This window comes from Porticoccus sp. (genome assembly GCF_965660005.1).
Taxonomy (GTDB): Bacteria; Pseudomonadota; Gammaproteobacteria; order Pseudomonadales; family Porticoccaceae; genus Porticoccus.
The window spans coordinates 85,610-102,746 of record NZ_CBFHYF010000001.1 but is presented as its reverse complement, the minus strand read 5'-3'; the positions used below and the strand labels follow the sequence as shown (position 1 = coordinate 102,746).

At 53.8% G+C, this 17,137-nt stretch carries 18 protein-coding genes; 17 read left to right on the top strand and 1 reads right to left on the bottom strand.

All coding sequences use genetic code 11. The features are described from left to right. Positions 1-33 precede the first annotated feature (33 nt). Positions 34-741, bottom strand: a complete 708-nt coding sequence (cobB, locus tag ACTF5G_RS00540; RefSeq protein ID WP_438950861.1) for a Sir2 family NAD+-dependent deacetylase — start codon at positions 739-741, stop codon at positions 34-36. A 209-nt stretch (positions 742-950) separates the two neighbouring features. Between cobB and ACTF5G_RS00535 the strand changes: the two genes are divergently transcribed. The 17 genes from ACTF5G_RS00535 (at position 951) to ligA (ending at position 17,115) form a co-directional block, all read left to right on the top strand. After that, on the top strand, positions 951-1,136 hold the full coding sequence (locus ACTF5G_RS00535; RefSeq protein ID WP_438950860.1) for a hypothetical protein: 186 nt from the start codon (positions 951-953) through the stop codon (positions 1,134-1,136). Continuing rightward, complete coding sequence (locus ACTF5G_RS00530; RefSeq protein WP_438950859.1) at positions 1,136-1,810, top strand: TIGR04283 family arsenosugar biosynthesis glycosyltransferase; 675 nt, start codon at positions 1,136-1,138, stop codon at positions 1,808-1,810. Before ACTF5G_RS00535 ends, ACTF5G_RS00530 begins: the two co-directional genes overlap by 1 nt. After that, positions 1,807-2,454 carry a TIGR04282 family arsenosugar biosynthesis glycosyltransferase gene (locus ACTF5G_RS00525; protein ID WP_438950858.1) on the top strand — a complete coding sequence of 216 codons (648 nt, stop codon included), beginning with the start codon at positions 1,807-1,809 and terminating at the stop codon, positions 2,452-2,454. Before ACTF5G_RS00530 ends, ACTF5G_RS00525 begins: the two co-directional genes overlap by 4 nt. Before the next feature lie 117 nt (positions 2,455-2,571). Then, positions 2,572-2,760, top strand: a complete 189-nt coding sequence (locus ACTF5G_RS00520) for a PA3496 family putative envelope integrity protein (RefSeq protein ID WP_438950857.1) — start codon at positions 2,572-2,574, stop codon at positions 2,758-2,760. A gap of 103 nt (positions 2,761-2,863) precedes the next feature. Further along, positions 2,864-3,502: a cytochrome c biogenesis heme-transporting ATPase CcmA gene (gene ccmA, locus ACTF5G_RS00515; RefSeq protein ID WP_438950856.1), complete on the top strand. Its 639-nt coding sequence runs from the start codon at positions 2,864-2,866 to the stop codon at positions 3,500-3,502. A gap of 2 nt (positions 3,503-3,504) precedes the next feature. Continuing rightward, entirely contained in the window at positions 3,505-4,176 is a 672-nt protein-coding gene (gene ccmB / locus ACTF5G_RS00510; RefSeq protein ID WP_438950904.1) for a heme exporter protein CcmB, read from the top strand. A gap of 45 nt (positions 4,177-4,221) precedes the next feature. Continuing rightward, positions 4,222-4,965 (top strand): heme ABC transporter permease, encoded by a 744-nt coding sequence (locus tag ACTF5G_RS00505; RefSeq protein ID WP_438950855.1) that lies wholly within the window; start codon positions 4,222-4,224, stop codon positions 4,963-4,965. 45 nt (positions 4,966-5,010) lie between these two features. Beyond that, positions 5,011-5,184, top strand: a complete 174-nt coding sequence (ccmD, locus tag ACTF5G_RS00500; protein ID WP_438950903.1) for a heme exporter protein CcmD — start codon at positions 5,011-5,013, stop codon at positions 5,182-5,184. A 38-nt stretch (positions 5,185-5,222) separates the two neighbouring features. After that, positions 5,223-5,678 (top strand): cytochrome c maturation protein CcmE, encoded by a 456-nt coding sequence (gene ccmE, locus ACTF5G_RS00495; RefSeq protein WP_438950902.1) that lies wholly within the window; start codon positions 5,223-5,225, stop codon positions 5,676-5,678. Between the two features lie 24 nt (positions 5,679-5,702). Further along, positions 5,703-7,673 (top strand): heme lyase CcmF/NrfE family subunit, encoded by a 1,971-nt coding sequence (locus ACTF5G_RS00490; RefSeq protein WP_438950854.1) that lies wholly within the window; start codon positions 5,703-5,705, stop codon positions 7,671-7,673. Between the two features lie 16 nt (positions 7,674-7,689). Next, positions 7,690-8,214 (top strand): DsbE family thiol:disulfide interchange protein, encoded by a 525-nt coding sequence (locus ACTF5G_RS00485; RefSeq protein ID WP_438950853.1) that lies wholly within the window; start codon positions 7,690-7,692, stop codon positions 8,212-8,214. A 12-nt stretch (positions 8,215-8,226) separates the two neighbouring features. Continuing rightward, entirely contained in the window at positions 8,227-8,598 is a 372-nt protein-coding gene (locus ACTF5G_RS00480; protein ID WP_438950852.1) for a carboxymuconolactone decarboxylase family protein, read from the top strand. A 119-nt stretch (positions 8,599-8,717) separates the two neighbouring features. Further along, entirely contained in the window at positions 8,718-9,278 is a 561-nt protein-coding gene (locus ACTF5G_RS00475; protein ID WP_438950851.1) for a cytochrome c-type biogenesis protein, read from the top strand. Further along, a complete protein-coding gene (ccmI, locus tag ACTF5G_RS00470) occupies positions 9,275-10,468 on the top strand; it encodes a c-type cytochrome biogenesis protein CcmI (RefSeq protein ID WP_438950850.1) in 1,194 nt (397 codons plus the stop codon). The genes ACTF5G_RS00475 and ccmI overlap by 4 nt, the downstream gene beginning before the upstream one ends. A gap of 130 nt (positions 10,469-10,598) precedes the next feature. Beyond that, positions 10,599-14,105, top strand: a complete 3,507-nt coding sequence (smc, locus tag ACTF5G_RS00465; RefSeq protein ID WP_438950849.1) for a chromosome segregation protein SMC — start codon at positions 10,599-10,601, stop codon at positions 14,103-14,105. A gap of 80 nt (positions 14,106-14,185) precedes the next feature. After that, positions 14,186-15,082 carry a cell division protein ZipA gene (zipA, locus tag ACTF5G_RS00460; protein WP_438950848.1) on the top strand — a complete coding sequence of 299 codons (897 nt, stop codon included), beginning with the start codon at positions 14,186-14,188 and terminating at the stop codon, positions 15,080-15,082. Continuing rightward, on the top strand, positions 15,082-17,115 hold the full coding sequence (gene ligA, locus ACTF5G_RS00455) for an NAD-dependent DNA ligase LigA (RefSeq protein ID WP_438950847.1): 2,034 nt from the start codon (positions 15,082-15,084) through the stop codon (positions 17,113-17,115). Before zipA ends, ligA begins: the two co-directional genes overlap by 1 nt. Positions 17,116-17,137: the final 22 nt, after the last annotated feature.

Below are 17,137 nucleotides of genomic sequence, written 5' to 3'. Positions count from 1 at the left end.
ATGGATTGGAGGCCCAGGGGTTACAGCGATCAATTACAGCAATGAAAAGTACTCGGGTACTAATCTCGATGCCGGACCCTGATGGCATTCATCAAACTGTGAACCATTGATTGAGGTCTCCAGGTTTAGCTCAACGCTGTATGCCCCGGCCGCTTTGGCCGCTGCGAAAAACCCCGCAGCCGGATAGACATGGCCGGAGGTGCCAATGGCAATAAACAAATCACACTGGTGTAAAGCCCGGTAGATTTCACCCATAAAAAGTGGCATTTCACCAAACCAGACTACGTGGGGGCGAAGGGTACCTATTTTGTTGCAACAGGGGCATGCCATCGATTCTGCGGTATCCTGGCGGCAATCAAAAATATTCCCGGAAGTGCTGCAACGGGTTTTCATTAATTCCCCGTGCATATGAAGGACATGGCGGCTGCCTGCCCGCTCATGAAGATTGTCGATATTCTGTGTAACCAGCGTCAAGTTGCCGGAAAATTGCTGCTCAAATTCAGCCAGTGCGATATGGGCTGGATTGGGTGTGACACCCGGATCCAGCAGTTGTTGCCTTCGCTCATTATAGAACTGGTGTACTGTGGCTGGGTCGCGGGCAAAGCCTTCTGGCGAGGCAACATCCTCTACCCGATGGTTCTCCCAGAGTCCATCGTTGGCCCGGAAAGTCTGTATGCCGGATTCAGCAGAGATTCCGGCACCGGTTAAAATGACAATGGTCTGACAGGTTTTGGCTGGCATAGGACATCTGACATGATTTCTGTCAGTCTAACAGGCAAATATTGCCAACCGATATTCCGGTGTGCACTAACTGTTCAGGTTCCCAGGGTTCATAAACCTGGAGAATTTTTACAGGATACTATGTCCGCAGTTTGAAAGTCGTATCCTCCGCTGCTGCGGCCACAGCTCTAAAAAAATATAAAACTCGCTTGCTGGAGAAGTATTACATCGTGTTCAATCCGTTTTTCTCCATCACGACTATGCTGTTCGGTCACTTCAGTACTGTGCTGTTGGTCAGAAGTGAAGGCGAGATCTATAGGCAATTTCTGAAGTGTGATCATTATTGTGGCCAGCCGGATACGAATTTGTTCAGGGTGGTGGGTGATCGCGGTGGTAAAGGGATCCTGTTGGACTAATGGCCAGTTTGCAGCTCAGTATTGTGATACCAGTGGTCAACGAAGGTGCAGAGGCAACCCAATGTCTCCAGCATCTTCAGGCGCTGCGCGAATCGGGGGTCGAGCTGGTCGTGGTGGATGGTGGGAGTTCAGATGATTCAGTCGAGCTGGCCCTTGCTTTGGCTGATACGGTTATCAGCAGCCCGCGTGGCCGCGGCATACAGATGAACGCGGGTGCAGCAAAGGCCAGTGGCCGCTATCTGCTGTTTCTGCATTGCGATACCCGATTACCTGCCGATTTTTCAACACGTTGGCTGTCTGGCAATGACTGGGGGTTTTTCGCAATCAGGCTGGCTGGGGACCATTGTGCATTCCGGGTGATCGAGCGGGCGATGAGTTGTCGAGCCCGTCTCTCCGGCATTGGCACTGGAGACCAGGGGCTGTTTGTACGTCGTGATATTTTTAATCAGATCGGCGGTTTTGCTGCTATCCCGCTGATGGAAGATGTGGAAATCTGTCGCCGCCTGAAGGTCCGTTGTCCGCCCGAAGTGTTGCCTTCTCCTGTTTGGACTTCTGTTCGTCGCTGGCAGCGGCGGGGGATTGTCAGCACCGTATTGCAGATGTGGTGGTTGCGGCTGGCGTTTTTTCTGGGTGTTTCCCCGGTGCGTCTGGCCAGGCAGTATTATCCTGAATGATACGCGGCTCCTCTGACAGCTGCCTGATTCAATTTGCCAAAGCCCCACTTCTGGGTGCTGTAAAGACCCGCTTGGAGCCCGCGTTGGGGCAAGCGGGCTGTGCTGCATTGCATCGGGCTCTAGTCAGCTGGGTATTCAATCGTCATTTGCCCGTGGGTCAGGTAGACAGTGAACTCTGGTCTGACAGTGAACATTCCTTTTTTGATGCTCTTCTGGCTAATACGGGCGTACCGTTGCGCCTGCAGAAAGGCGATGACCTTGGGCAGCGCATGTCCCATGCCTTTACCGACCGATTGCCGCATTACCGCAACGTGTTGTTGATTGGTAGCGATTGCCCGGGTATTGACCGTGATTATATTGCCGCTGCGCTCAAGGCATTGCAGGTGGCTCCTGCTGTATTTGGTCCGGCCTGCGATGGTGGCTATGTGCTGGTGGGACTCAATCGTCCCTGTCGGGCTATTTTTGAGGATGTCCCGTGGGGGACAGAGGTAGTTATGGAGGTGACGCGGCAGCACTTGATGGCGAACAGCTGGGACTGGCTTGAACTCGATCCATTGGTCGATATTGACCGAAATGAAGATCTGCACTATCTAATAAGTGGTGCTGAGCGAAAACTATTTTTTAAAAAATACTTAACAATTTGATATTAAAAGATTTATTTTTCTTGACCCGCTTGTGATTTACGCCTATTTTGCGCAAAATCACAAGTGCATTACCCCTGCCTCGCTGGGGTTGTTCTGTCGGGATCCAGGAGTTTCGATATGAGTGGCGAAGACGCTTTAGAAGACGATGATTTCGATGTTGAAGAAGGCGATGCCGGTCGGGAAACCGAAACGGCTGAAGTCGTCGTAAAAATAGTCAATTCAGAGGCCAGAAGACGCCTTGAGGATCGGCTTGAAGAGCGCCGGCTGCAAAAGTTGATAGGTGACTACGAATACGATATTGACTGATGGCAGCGATCTGCTGTTTTTCTCTTGATATGGTTTAACTTTTTTCCTTACTACCCTGAGTTTTGGCATAATATCCGCTACGCCCTTGGCTGGATGTTTTCTGTTGTTCCAAACTCCGCAACTGACACTGGACTCGATTGCCTTTGAACGGGATGATCGTGTGTTGTTCTCTGACATTTGCCTGTCAGTCGAACCCGGGGATATTCTTCAAGTAGAAGGGCCCAATGGGGTCGGTAAGACCACACTACTGCGAATTCTTTCAACTGCTCTGATGCCCACTGCCGGCAAGTTGTTTTGGCAGGGTATTGATGTCGCTCGCCATCGCCAGCTGTATTTGCAAAATCTATTGTTTCTTGGCCACTTGCCTGGTCTGAAGCAACCCCTCTCACCCATTGAAAACCTCACCTGGTGGCGCCGTATTCACCGGGACAATAGTCCCTTAAAGGATGAAGAAATATTGCATTCAATGGGTTTGTGCGGCTATGAGGATATCCCCTGTTATGCCTTGTCCGCGGGCCAGCAGCGGCGGGCGGTACTGGCTCGTCTATTGGTGACGGATGCTCCTCTCTGGATCCTTGATGAGCCGTTTACCGCAATTGACAAACAGGGTGTTGCCGATCTTGAGGTGCTTCTGACAGCTCATGCGCGGCGCGGGGGTATGGCCGTGCTCTCAACACATCAGGACCTGGGCATTGCCAACGTGCGCCGTTTTCCTCTGGTGGCTCCGGTGGAGATCGTTTGAGTATGGGTTATGGTTTTGTCGCAATATTGCGCCGCGATTTACTGCTGGCATTTCGCAACCCCGGTGAGATAGCGAATCCGGTCATCTTTTTCTTCATTGTTGTGACGCTCATCCCGCTCGGTTTGACGCCCGAGGCCTCCCGTCTGGCTGAAATTGCACCCGGTATTTTGTGGGTTATGGCTTTGCTGGCATCACTGCTTTCAGTGGAGGGGCTGTTCCACAGTGATTATCGGGACGGCACATTGGAGCAGCTGGTTATTTCCCCCCAGCCACTCTATTTGATGGTGTTGGCAAAAATTTTAGCCCATTGGCTGATAACGGGTCTGCCATTAACCCTGCTGGCACCAGTTTTAGGTATGATGTTATCTCTTCCCGCGGCGGGATATCTACCACTGGTTCTGGGTCTGCTGATGGGTACCGCAGTATTGAGTTTGCTGGGTGCGATAGGTGTCGGCCTGACGGTTGCCCTGCGCAAGGGCGGATTGTTGCTGTCACTGATTGTGATGCCACTATATATGCCGGTGCTTATTTTTGGTGCCAGCGCGGTTCAGCGAGCTGTGGATGGATTTTCGGTGCAGGGGCCGTTAGCGGTAATGGGTGCGCTGCTGGCTTTTTCATTGCTGGTTTCCCCGTTTGCCACGGCCAGTGCTCTGCGAGTCAGTATGCACGGTTGATTATTGGGTCGGTGGCTCGACCAACAAATAAGGCTAAAGACGACTATGTGGCAATGGTTTCATCGTTTGGGCTCACCCCGCTGGTTTTATCAAACCAGTGGCAAGTGGCTCCCCTGGTTGGGGGGCATCACCTTTTTGTTGCTGGTTGTCGGGCTGGTGTGGGGGCTGGGTTTTGCGCCACGGGATGCGAAACAGGGAAACCGTTTCCGGATTATCTATATTCATGTGCCGGCCTCTTTTCTGGCGCTGGCCGGTTACTATGTGATGGCAATTGCCGGTGCTGTGGGTCTGATCTGGAAAATGAAGCTGGCGGATATGATCATGAAGTCAGCGGCGCCGCTTGGTGCAGCATTGACGTTTATTGCACTGATTACAGGTGCCATTTGGGGAAAGCCTACCTGGGGAACCTATTGGGTCTGGGATGCTCGAATTACCTCGATGCTGGTGTTGTTGTTTTTATACATGGGCGTGATGGCCCTGCAGCACTCCTACAGCAGTATGGACGCAGCGAACAAGGCCAGTGCGGTATTGTCACTGGTGGGGATGGTGAACATCCCGATCATTTATAAGTCGGTTGACTGGTGGTACACACTGCACCAGCCCGCGACCATCAAATTTACGGAAGCGCCCACCATGCACCCTGACATGTTCCATCCACTGTTGGTGATGATAGCGGCGTTTTATTGTTTTTATGCGTTGGTTCTGATTCTCAACACCCGATCGGAGATTCTATATCGCGAGCGTCGGGCCAGTTGGGTAAAGGATATGGTGTTACAAAGTCAGGGGTAATTGACGTTGATCTTTCGTTTTGACAGTTTCCAGGATTTCCTGCAGATGAGCGGGCATGGCCCGTACGTGTGGTCTGCCTATTTGATATCGATTCTGATTATGATCTGGCTTGCGTTAAGCCCACTTTTGCGGCAGGCGGGCGTTCGACAGGCTGTTGCCCGGGAACTGCGCCGTGAAACCGCCAGGCGGGATAGTTTGAGCACGGAAAGTCGGCAATGACCTTAAAGCATACCTGCAGAAACCAGAGTTAAATTATGATGCATCCGATTCGTCGACAGCGACTTTTTTTGGTGGTCTTTATTGTGGTGGCGGCTTCTCTGGCGGTTGGTCTCATGACCTATGCTTTGCGTGATAATATCAATCTGTTCTATCCGCCTTCGGATATTGCCGCCGGAGATGTCCCGCAGGGTGTCCGCATTCGCGCAGGTGGCATGGTAGTAGACGGTAGCGTTGAGCGGGCGAGTGATTCGCTGTTCGTCCGTTTTCTGGTAACGGACGGTGAAGCCGATGTAGAGGTCCACTATACCGGCATCCTGCCCGATCTGTTTGCTGCGGGTGAAGCCGCTGTGGTTGCAGGCGAGCTGAACAAGCAGGGCGTTTTCATGGCGTCTGAAGTGTTGGCAAAACATGATGAAAATTACACTCCTCCGGAAGTGGCAGATGCCATGAATGCCGCCCACCAGCGAGCGCAAAAATCGGTGGATGAATCCTGACAGGAAAAACCGGGTGTTAACCTAATGCTTGCAGAAAATGGTCACTTTGCGCTTATCCTGGCGCTGATTTTAGCCTTGTTGCAGTCTGCTATTCCCCTGGCTGGTGCATCCCTTGGTAATCGCTTATGGATGGCCTCAGCGAGACCATTGGTGGTTGGACAGACCGTCATGGTTGCTTTCAGCTTTGGTTGTCTGGTGGCGTTGTTTCTGAACGATGACTTTTCCGTGCGCTATGTCGCCGCCAATTCCAACACGCTACTTCCCGATTATTTCAAGATCAGTGCTGTGTGGGGTGCTCATGAGGGCTCTCTGTTGCTGTGGGCATTAATTCTGGCGGCATGGAGTTTCGCGGTGGCGCTGTTCAGCCAGACTTTGCCAAAGGAGCTGGTGGCAAGAGTGTTGGCGGTGATGGGATTGATCAGTGTCGGTTTTTACCTGTTCATGCTATTCACCTCTAATCCATTTGAGCGCAGTTTGCCGTTTTACCCGGCGGAGGGTGCTGATCTGAACCCGCTGTTGCAGGATGTCGGGCTGATTTTCCATCCGCCGATGCTGTATATGGGTTACGTGGGCTTTTCGGTGGCCTTTTCCTTTGCCGTGGCTGCCCTACTTGCCGGTCGCCTGGATGCAGCCTGGGCCCGCTGGACCAGACCCTGGACTAATATGGCCTGGGTATTTCTGACACTCGGTATTGCATTGGGTAGCTGGTGGGCCTATTACGAGCTGGGTTGGGGCGGATGGTGGTTCTGGGATCCTGTGGAAAATGCCTCATTCATGCCATGGCTGGTGGGAACGGCGTTGATCCACAGCCTTGCTGTGACGGAAAAACGCGGCGTGTTTCGCAGCTGGACGCTGCTACTGGCCATCTTTGCTTTTTCACTCAGCCTGCTCGGCACATTTCTGGTCCGTTCCGGGGTATTGACTTCTGTGCATGCTTTTGCCGCTGATCCGGAGCGGGGCGTTTTTATCCTGATGTTTCTCGCACTGGTGGTGGGTGGTTCGCTGTTGCTTTATGCCCTGCGGGGACCTGCTGTCAAAGGTGTGACCCGTTTTGCCGGTGTTTCCCGGGAGATGTTTCTGCTGGGCAACAATATCCTGTTGGTCAGTGCCATGGTGATTATTCTGCTGGGGACGCTTTATCCCCTGTTTGCCGATGTGCTTGATTGGGGCAAAATTTCTGTCGGTCCGCCGTACTTCAACCTGTTTTTTGTCCCGTTGATGCTTATCCTGGCGGTGTTTATGGCGGTAGCTCCAGTGATGCGCTGGAAGCGGAACAGCCTTGCCGGCCTGCGACGGTTTCTGACGCCACCATTGTTGATTTCATTGCTGGCAGGCGCCTTCTCACCACTGCTGTTTGACACGGACTATTCTCTGATCGTTGCGGTGACGATGGCCGTGGCAATCTGGGTGCTCGCAGTGACATCGCTTGATCTCTGGCAGAAATCCGGTCATTCCCGCTCCAGGTGGCACGGTCTGACACGGCTGAAAGGCAGTTACTACGGTATGATTCTCGCGCACCTCGGGGTAGCAGTCTGTATGGTGGGAGCCGCTGTAACGACGGTTTACAGTATTCAGCGGGATGTGAGAATGTTGCCGGGCGATCTGGTAGAGATGGCTGGATACCAGTTCCAATTTGTCGAGCTGCGCAAGGTGCAGGGTCCCAACTATGTTTCGGACCAGGCATTGGTCGCAGTGACCCGCGATGGCCAGCGGGTGAATGAGCTGAAGCCTGAAAAACGTCGTTATGTGGCCAGTGGTCAAACCATGACCGAGGTGGGTATAGACGGAAACCTTTGGCGTGACCTCTATGTGGCATTGGCAGAACCATTGGAGGGCGGAGCTTGGGCGATCAGGGTACATTACAAGCCATTTGTCCGCTGGATCTGGCTGGGTGCCTTGTTGATTTCCATCGGTGGGTTGATTGCGGTGCTGGATAAGCGATATCGGCGACAGCGGGTCATCCAAGCCGGGTCGGAGATGGTAGGCAATAGTTGAATGATCGGGTGGTGATGTGTCCAGGTTAAAGCTTTTTTTACCCTTGATGGTGTTTGTGGTGTTGGCCATTTTTCTGCTCAATGGTTTGGAGCGTGACCCCAATGCCATGCCCTCAGCGCTCATTGACCGGCCCGTGCCGGCATTTTCTCTGCCGGTACTGGGCGATGAGACGCGGTCGGTGACTCAAGCATTGTTTCAGGGTGAGCCGACGCTGCTTAATGTCTGGGCAACCTGGTGTGTTGCCTGCCGGGTTGAACACCCCTTTCTCAACAAGTTGGCTGGTGAGGGAATACGGATTATCGGTTTGAATTACAAGGATGACAACGAGGCGGCTAGAAAATGGCTGATGGACAAAGGCGACCCCTATGCATTAAGTGTGATTGATGCGCGGGGTCGAATGGGGCTGGACCTGGGAGTTTTCGGGGCGCCTGAAACCTACATCGTGGATCGAACCGGCACTATACGTTACAAGCACATTGGTGTTGTGGATGAGCGCGTCTGGCGAGACAAGCTCCTGCCCGTGTGGCAACAAATTCAATGAGGTGACGGTTGTATGTCAGATGAAGATTATCAACGCGGAATGAAGGTGCGTCGTCAGGTGATGGGCGATGAGTTTGTCGATCGATCCATGGCGGCAGCCACGGCATTCACACAACCGGTTCAGGACTATATCAATGAAAACTGCTGGGGCTCTGTGTGGGCACGTGACACACTGCCGCTGAAAACCCGCAGTATGATTACGATTGCCGTTCTGGCTGCGCTGAAAGCACCGGCAGAACTAAAAGGCCATGTGCGCGGTGCGCTGCGAAACGGTTGCACCGCGGAGGAAATTCGCGAGGTATTGCTGCATACGGCCCCCTATATCGGTGCGCCTGCCCTTCAGGAAGCATTCCGTGCAGCAAAGGAAATCGTTGAAGATCAGTGAGCGTGGCAGGCTGAGCGCAGTCAGTCTGTTTGTCTTCCCCCGGGGATCATCAAATGACCCTTCAGCAGCCAGATGACGGGCCGTTTGAGTATTGAAAGCAGGTAAAAACAGGATCAGCTATGCACAGGGCTTCAATTGTCGGAACGATTCTACTGTTGATGTTGGTTTTCACTGGTCCGATCGGGGCCGCTGAGGATGTGCAGGCATTTTCCTCCGAGGACAAACGACAACGGTTTCACGCCCTGGTGGCGGAATTGCGTTGTCCAAAATGTCAGAATCAGACCCTGGCAGATTCAAATTCTCCTATAGCACAGGATCTCCGCAGTGAGATTTACCGGATGCTGGAAGAGGGGAAAACAGACAGGCAGATCGTCGACTTTCTGGTTGACCGTTATGGTGAATTTGTCATGTATCGTCCGCCGGTCAAAAAGACCACACTGATACTCTGGCTGACGCCATTGCTCCTGGCAGTGCTTGGTATTGGTATTTTATGGTGGGTATACCGTCGCCAATCCATGAACGCAGACCTGTTAAATTCTCGGCCCGGCGGGGTATCGGCAACGGCCGCCAGCAGTGAAGTATTGTCTGCGAAAGAACAGGCGCAATTACAAACTCTGCTGGGGGAGAGCGAACGGTCTGGATCAGATGATGCTAAAAGCAGTGGTGGGGTGGAGCGATGATCTGGTCAATCCTGGCTTTTCTTACTTTGCTGGCCGCTGTTTTTGTGATTTATCCACTGCTGCGAAAAGCACCCCGGGTGCAGTCAGAGGAAGGGCAACAGGCGAACATTGTATTGTTTCGCGAGCAGCTGTCGGCGCTCGACCGCCAATTGGCCGATGGTGAAATGGATGAGTCGCAGTATTCTGAGCTGGTCGCTGAACAGCAACGCCTGCTACTGGCTGACGAGTCAGATTTACCGGTGATAGAACCCCCCTCTCGATCTCGTGGAGCCTGGTTGTTGATGGTGGGCCTGTTGTTACTGCCGTTGTTGGCTTTCAGCCTTTACCAGCAGCTTGGTGCCAGCGAAGATGTGCTGATCAGTGAGTTGATGGAGAAGCGCCTTGCAAGCCGGGACAGTCAAGCAGATGCCGAAATTCGGCAGCAGTTGCAAAACAAGATTGCCCGACGTCTGCAGGACCAGCCCGATAATGTGTATTACCTTGTTACGCTGGCCCGTATGCTGCTTGAAGATGGTGAGTTTCTGCAGTCCAGTGCCACTTACCAGCGTGCGGTACGGGCCGCCCCCGACGATGCAGACCTTCAGGCAGAATATGCCCAGGCGACTTATTTTGCCTCCGGCAATCGTTTCAGCCCCGAAGCTGATTCAGCGCTTGAGCGCGCGCTGACCCTTGACCCCAACAATCTCACCGCTCTTGGCCTGAAGGGCATCCGTGCGTTTGAATCGGGCGATTACCAGTTGGCCATTGTCAGTTGGCAAAAAGCCCTGCAGGCGATTCATCCCTCTACGGCCCAGGCTGAATCCCTGCAGGCGGGTATCGAGCGCGCTCGTGAGCAAATGGGGGAGAGTTCTCAGTCTCTGCGGGTGAGTGTCTCATTGGCGTCAGAGCTGACAGCAGAATCAGGGCAGGTGGTTTATGTGTTTGCTAGGGAGTGGCAGGGGTCACCAATGCCGTTGGCAGTAGCAAAATTACAGGTGGCTGACCTGCCGACCACGGTTATTCTCGATGACTCAATGGCAATGCCCAACGGTAAGACACTCTCATCGGCTGATCGGATTGAGGTGGTAGCGAGGGTTTCAGCAACGGGCTCAGTGGCTCCTTCAGCTGGTGATCTGGAAGGTGCCAGCGAGGTGCTGTCCATGAAAAAACAGGGGACTGCAGCAACCATTATCATTGACAGAGAATTATAGGATGCCCGTTGCTTGTGGACGCTGCTCAGCTGTGTAAAATCACAATCTTTCAGTAGCCCGACGATGCCCGGCTGATACGGCTGTCAACGCAACAAAACTACTGGCAGAAATGCCATTAAAAAGAGACATCATGCGCCTCAAATGTATCAAACTGGCAGGCTTCAAGTCGTTTGTTGACCCGACCACCGTGTCTTTCCCCAGCAATCTCTGTGCAGTTGTTGGCCCGAACGGCTGTGGTAAATCCAATATCATTGATGCGGTGCGCTGGGTAATGGGTGAAAGCTCTGCCAAGCATTTGCGTGGCGAGTCCATGACGGATGTCATTTTTAATGGTTCCGGTGGACGAAAGCCCGTGGGGCAAGCCTCCATAGAACTGGTCTTTGACAACGCTGACAGCACACTTGGCGGCGAATACGCGAGCTGGAGTGAAATTTCCATCAAACGCAAAGTCACCCGGGACGGTCAATCCCAGTATTACCTTAACGGTGGCAAATGTCGTCGACGTGACATCACGGATATATTTCTCGGTACCGGACTGGGTCCGCGCAGCTATGCCATTATTGAACAGGGCATGATTTCCAGTTTGATTGAGGCCCGTCCCGACGAGTTGCGTGTCTACATTGAAGAAGCCGCCGGTATTTCCAAATACAAGGAGCGTCGACGGGATACGGAAAACCGTATCCGTCGCACACAGGAGAATCTGGAGCGGCTCACGGATATCCGTGAAGAGCTGGGTCGGCAACTGGGTCGGTTGGAGCGTCAGGCGCAGGCAGCGGAAAAATACACCGAATTCAAAAAGGAAGAGCGCCGCATCAAGGCAGAGCTGCAGGCGCTTCGATGGCGATTGCTGGAGGTGCAGATTGCCGAGCGGCGCCGGGTTATTTCCGGTTTTGAGTTGAAGATTGAGGCTCTTGTGACGGAGCGCAGTGCCTGCGATACCACCATAGAGCGCCATCGTACGGAGTACACGGAGTCGGGTGACCGGTTTAATGACGTACAGGGCCGCTACTACGGAATTGGTGCCGAGGTGGCAAGAATTGAACAAGCCATTCAGCATGTGCAGGATCGGGCCCGGGAATTGCAACAGGACCTGGCGCAAACGGATCGTAATTTTGCCGAATCTGAAGAGCATCTGCGTGTCGACCGACAGAAAGCAGAGATATGGCAGAGTGAACTGCTGGAGATTGCGCCGCAGCTTGAGAAGGCAAGTGCCGCCGAAGATCGCTCTCAGCATGCATTATCCCTTGCCGAGGAGTCTATGCAGACGTGGCAGTCCCAGTGGGATGAGTTCAACCTCAAAGCGGGCGAACCCCGTCAGCAGGCGGAGGTGGAACAGTCCCGGATTCAACATCTGGAGCAGGTATTACGGCGACTGGGGGAACGGATAGAGACAGTTAAACAGGAGTATCAGAGTCTCAGCGATAGTCCGGTGCAAGAGGAAATTGCGCTGGTTCAGGAGCGGTTGGCGGAGATTGAACTGACCCTCGGTGATCAACAGGCACAACTGGATAACTTGAATATTGAGGTTGAAAACACGCGCCAACAAAGCCTGAAAATTGGCGCCGAGCTCGATCAGCAGCGGGGCCATCTGCAGTCCATGCTCGGCAGGCAGTCATCCCTGGAGGCCCTGCAGCAAGCTGCATTGGGTGATGGTGATCAGCAGCAGTGGATCGAGAGTCATCAACTGGCCGGGCAACCGAAACTGGCAGAAACTCTTCGGGTTGAGCCAGGCTGGGAAACGGCAGTGGAAACAGTGTTGGGTAATTACCTGCAAGCCGTTTGTGTCGATGACTTCACCTCGATGAGTCATCATCTTGACACCTTTGGCAAGGGGCAGCTGGTTCTGCTTGATCGCTTGGGGAATGCTGCGAGTGGTAAGAGCCAACCCGCATTAGCCCGTTCCCTGGCCGGCAAGGTCGATGGTGAATTGGCCGGATCATTATTAGCGGGTGTGCTGGTCGCTGAAGATCTTTCCACAGCACTATTGATGCGCAGAGCTCTGGCACAGGGGGAATCAGTCGTCACGCGAGATGGCTTGTGGCTCGGTGCCAACTGGCTCAGGGTGGCACGCGACCAGGATGCCCGTGCCGGGGTTTTAAAACGACAGCAGGCACTCGATTCTCTGGCCAGCGAGCTGTTTGAATGCCAATCGGTTGTTGATGCCTTGTCTGTGGAGAAAAACAACACAGAGCAGACACTCCGCGAGCTCGAGCTAAGTCGAGAGGAAATCAGCCGGGATATGGTTGACCAGCAGCGCCATTACGCGGAGTTGCGCTCTGTGCTTGCGGCCAATCAGATGCAGGTCGAACAGTTTGCTGCACGCCGCACCCGAGCCGAGAATGAGCTTAATGAAGCGTTACAGCAACAGCAGCTGGAGCAGGAAAATCTCAAAACTGCCCGACAATCGCTGTCCTCAGCCATTGAAAGGATGGAGCAGGATACCGTCCAGCGCGAACAGCTTTTGCAACGTAGAGACAGCTTTCGGACTGAACTCGATCAAGCACGACAGACTGCCAGGCACGACCGTGACCACTCCCATGAGCTGGCCATGCGAGAGAAATCGGTCAGCACACAGTTGCACGCTATTCTCGATGGAATCCAGCGTTTACAAGTGCAGGTGGCAAGGCTTCAGGAACGCCGTGAACAGCTGCACGCGGTGTTTAATCAGCACGAAGATCCGACCCTTGAGCTGCAGGAAGATCTGGCTGCGCAACTGGAACGTCGTCTGGGTGTCGAGAGAGAGCTTGCCGTTGCAAGGCAGGCCCTGGAAACGGTTGAAGAGCAAATGCGCGAGACGGAAAAACGGCGCAACCAGCTGGATCAGCAGATACAGACCGAACGGCTGGAACTGGAGCAGCATCGCCTGTCTGCCCAGGATCTGGTTACTCGCAGTAAAACGATTGTGGAGCAGATTGGTGAGCATCGTTTTCAACTGGATAGCCTGCTGGCGGCGCTACCGGAGGATGCAGGCCCTTCCCGGTGGGAGGGGGAACTGGAGCGGGTGGCCAACCGTATTCAGCGACTTGGTCCGATCAACCTCGCCGCAGTCGATGAATATAAGGTGGAGTCGGAGCGCAAGACCTACCTGGATGCTCAGAATGCCGAGCTCGAAGAGGCACTGCAGACCCTTGAGAATGCGATCCGGAAAATTGACAGGGAAACCCGTACCCGTTTCAGGGAAACCTTTGACCGGATCAACGGTTCACTGCAGGAGCTCTTTCCAAAACTATTTGGTGGTGGCCACGCCTATCTGGAACTGACGGGAGAAGATCTTCTGGATACCGGTGTTACTATTATGGCGCGCCCGCCGGGTAAGAAAAATACCACTATTCACCTACTTTCGGGTGGTGAAAAGGCTATGACGGCGATTGCGCTGGTATTTTCTATTTTTGAGTTGAACCCTGCACCTTTTTGTATGCTTGATGAGGTGGATGCGCCGCTGGACGATGCCAATGTTGGGCGCTATGCGAGAATGGTGGAAGAGATGTCTGCCAGGGTGCAATTTATTTATATTTCCCACAATAAGATTGCCATGGAAATGGCCAATCAGTTGATGGGGGTTACCATGCATGAACCCGGGGTGTCCCGTCTGGTCAGTGTGGATGTGAATCAGGCGGTGGAATTGGCGGAAGCCTAGCGTGTAATTTCAGATGAATGCTGCCACTGTGTTACTAAAGGGTTGTTAAATCCGGAAAGCGAAATTTTGACAGGATACAAATGACGATGGAATTTGGTGCTCGCGAAATGATGCTCGCATTGGGTGCGCTGGTTGTGCTGGCGATTTTCCTTGATGTGATCCGGCGTGTGCGTAATGCCCGTTATGACAAAATTCATATGTCGAAACGGAAGCAGCCTATTTTTGATGATCACAGACGGGATGAATACGGCAGTGAACTGCCCAGTGGTGGTGCTCGGGTCGTCGGCTATCGCAATGAATCCGATGTCGAGGAGATGAGCCGGGCCGTCAGGCAGCGTGCCGAGGCCAGTAAACCCAAACTAACAGTGCCCATCAGGAAGCCGGAACAATCCAGCCTTTTTCAGGAAGATCCGGCCCCGTCACCTGGCAGGGTTGACGTCCCGCAGGCTGAGGATATCCCCGACACTGTGCCTGAAACGTCTGAAAAAGATGCTGTTGATAACAGGGAATCCCGCGCGACACCTGCTCGTCAGAAACCTTCTGCTGTTGTCAGTGAGGTGGTCATGCACCTGATGGCCGGTGACGGGAAAATGTTTGCAGGGCAGCCATTGCTGGATGCATTACTTGCCGAGGGGCTGCGGTATGGCTCGATGAAAATTTTTCATCGCCATGCGAGTGACGATGGCTCGGGGCCGGTACTTTATAGTGTCGCGAACTCCGTTAATCCCGGCACATTTGACCTGAATGACATGGATGAATTTACGACGCCGGGTGTCAGTTTCTTCTTTGCCATGGAGGATGTCGATGATCCTGCTGTTGCCTTTGAGCTGCTACTGGGTGCCGCCCAACAGATGGCTACTGATCTCGGTGGCACGTTGAAAGATGAGAGCCGCAGTGTTCTCACCCGCCAGACAGAAGAGCACTACCGGCAGCGCATAGCCGACTATTGCCGTAGCCAGTTATCCGGAATTGAATAATGGCCTCACCGGGCTCTGCCGTTCAGGAGGAAGCGGCTGCGCTGCGCAGGCAGCTGAATGAACACAACTATCGTTACTATGTGCTGGATGACCCCTCAGTGCCGGATATTGAGTACGACCGCCTGATGCGGCGGCTCAACAGTCTGGAAACGGATTTCCCCTCGCTGAAAACCCCTGACTCGCCCACCCAGCGTGTGGGTGGGCAACCGCTCAGCAGCTTCGAACCGGTGACCCACGAAGTGCCCATGTTGTCCCTGGATAATGCTTTCAGCGATGATGAGTTGGTGGATTTTAACCGCCGGCTGCTGGATCGTCTGAAAAATGAGAATTCCCTGGTTTATGTGTGCGAACCCAAGCTGGATGGTGTGGCTATCAGTCTCCTCTATGAAAATGGGACACTGGTTCGCGCTGCCACGCGGGGCGATGGTGCGATCGGCGAAAACATTACAGCGAATGTTCGGACGATTAAATCCGTTCCACTGTGCCTGCAAGATGGCCATGCCCCGGCAGTTCTGGAAGTCAGGGGTGAGATTTACATGCCCCGATCCGGTTTTGAGCAGCTGAATGCCAGGGCCAGATCCACGGATCAGAAACTGTTCGTCAATCCCCGCAATGCAGCGGCGGGAAGTTTGCGGCAACTGGATTCAAGAATTACCGCGTCGCGACCACTGGAAATGATGGCCTACAGCCTCGGTCGCATGGAGGGATTCCGCTGGCCGGATACCCATATGGACACGCTCCATTTGTTGAAGGTGTTTGGGTTTTTGATCAACCCCCATATTGAGCTGGCAGAGGGTATCCAGGGCTGTATCGATTATTATCAGAAAATGATCACTGTGCGGCAGAAGCTGCCCTACGATATTGACGGCATTGTGTACAAGGTGGATGACCTCGGGATCCAGCGGCGGCTGGGGTTTGTGGCCAGGGCGCCCCGCTGGGCGATTGCCCGCAAATTTCCCGCCCAAGAGGAGATGACGCGGTTGCTGGATGTGGAGTTTCAGGTGGGGCGAACCGGTGCGGTAACACCTGTTGCCCGATTGGAGCCGGTATTTGTAGGGGGTGTCACAGTGAGTAATGCGACCCTGCACAACCAGGATGAAGTGACCCGGTTGGGTGTCAAACTTGGCGACAGGGTGATTGTGCGCCGTGCCGGGGATGTTATCCCTCAAGTGGTTAAGGTCATCCTGGAAGATCGCCCTTGCAATGCCAGAGACGTGGTCTTTCCTGACCATTGCCCGATCTGTGGCTCGCCGGTTGAACGGGTCAAAGGCGAGGCGGTAGCTCGCTGTTCTGGTGGACTGATTTGCCCGGCGCAGCGCAAACAGGCGATCAGGCATTATGCTTCCCGCAAGGCCATGGATATTGACGGTCTCGGGGATAAACTGGTTGAGCAGCTGGTGGATAAAGGACTGGTCACTTCGGTGGCGGATCTTTATCGACTCACTGTTGATCAGCTGGCGGGTCTGGAGCGAATGGCAGACAAGTCCGCTGCCAATCTGCTCGCGGCTTTGGTCGCTTCAAAGCAGACATCGCTGCCGCGTTTTATTTATGCACTGGGGATTCGTGAAGTGGGCGAGGCGACTGCACGCAGTCTCGCCGAGTATTTTGGCAATCTTGAGGCCCTGCAATCGGCAGATGAAGAGCAACTTCAGGAGGTGCCCGATGTGGGGCCGGTTGTGGCGCATTTTGTGAGTACTTTTTTTAAACAACCAGAGAATCGGCAAATTGTGCAAACGCTGCGGAAAGCGAGTGTGTATTGGCCGGATGTTGTCTCACCGGATAAATCATCACTCCCGCTGGCTGGCGAAACCTGGGTGTTGACCGGTACGCTGACGTCGATGGGACGATCCGAGGCAAAAGAGAAGCTGCAACAATTGGGTGCACGCGTAGCGGGCAGTGTGTCGTCCGGTTCTGCCTGTGTGGTTGCGGGGCCCGGTGCCGGCTCCAAACTGGCAAAAGCCAGGGAGCTGGGTGTGCCGGTCGTGGATGAAGACCAGCTGCTGGCGCTTTTTAAAGTACAGGGGCTTCTTTGAAGACGATTTAACACTTTCCGGT

Coding starts and splice junctions, on each gene's coding strand:
- cobB (WP_438950861.1), bottom strand. CDS start 741: ATGCCAGCCAAAACCTGTCAGACCATTGTCATTTTAACCGGTGCCGGA.
- ACTF5G_RS00530 (WP_438950859.1), top strand. CDS start 1,136: ATGGCCAGTTTGCAGCTCAGTATTGTGATACCAGTGGTCAACGAAGGT.
- ACTF5G_RS00525 (WP_438950858.1), top strand. CDS start 1,807: ATGATACGCGGCTCCTCTGACAGCTGCCTGATTCAATTTGCCAAAGCC.
- ACTF5G_RS00520 (WP_438950857.1), top strand. CDS start 2,572: ATGAGTGGCGAAGACGCTTTAGAAGACGATGATTTCGATGTTGAAGAA.
- ccmB (WP_438950904.1), top strand. CDS start 3,505: ATGGGTTATGGTTTTGTCGCAATATTGCGCCGCGATTTACTGCTGGCA.
- ACTF5G_RS00505 (WP_438950855.1), top strand. CDS start 4,222: ATGTGGCAATGGTTTCATCGTTTGGGCTCACCCCGCTGGTTTTATCAA.
- ccmD (WP_438950903.1), top strand. CDS start 5,011: ATGAGCGGGCATGGCCCGTACGTGTGGTCTGCCTATTTGATATCGATT.
- ccmE (WP_438950902.1), top strand. CDS start 5,223: ATGCATCCGATTCGTCGACAGCGACTTTTTTTGGTGGTCTTTATTGTG.
- ACTF5G_RS00490 (WP_438950854.1), top strand. CDS start 5,703: ATGCTTGCAGAAAATGGTCACTTTGCGCTTATCCTGGCGCTGATTTTA.
- ACTF5G_RS00480 (WP_438950852.1), top strand. CDS start 8,227: ATGTCAGATGAAGATTATCAACGCGGAATGAAGGTGCGTCGTCAGGTG.
- ACTF5G_RS00475 (WP_438950851.1), top strand. CDS start 8,718: ATGCACAGGGCTTCAATTGTCGGAACGATTCTACTGTTGATGTTGGTT.
- ccmI (WP_438950850.1), top strand. CDS start 9,275: ATGATCTGGTCAATCCTGGCTTTTCTTACTTTGCTGGCCGCTGTTTTT.
- smc (WP_438950849.1), top strand. CDS start 10,599: ATGCGCCTCAAATGTATCAAACTGGCAGGCTTCAAGTCGTTTGTTGAC.
- zipA (WP_438950848.1), top strand. CDS start 14,186: ATGACGATGGAATTTGGTGCTCGCGAAATGATGCTCGCATTGGGTGCG.
- ligA (WP_438950847.1), top strand. CDS start 15,082: ATGGCCTCACCGGGCTCTGCCGTTCAGGAGGAAGCGGCTGCGCTGCGC.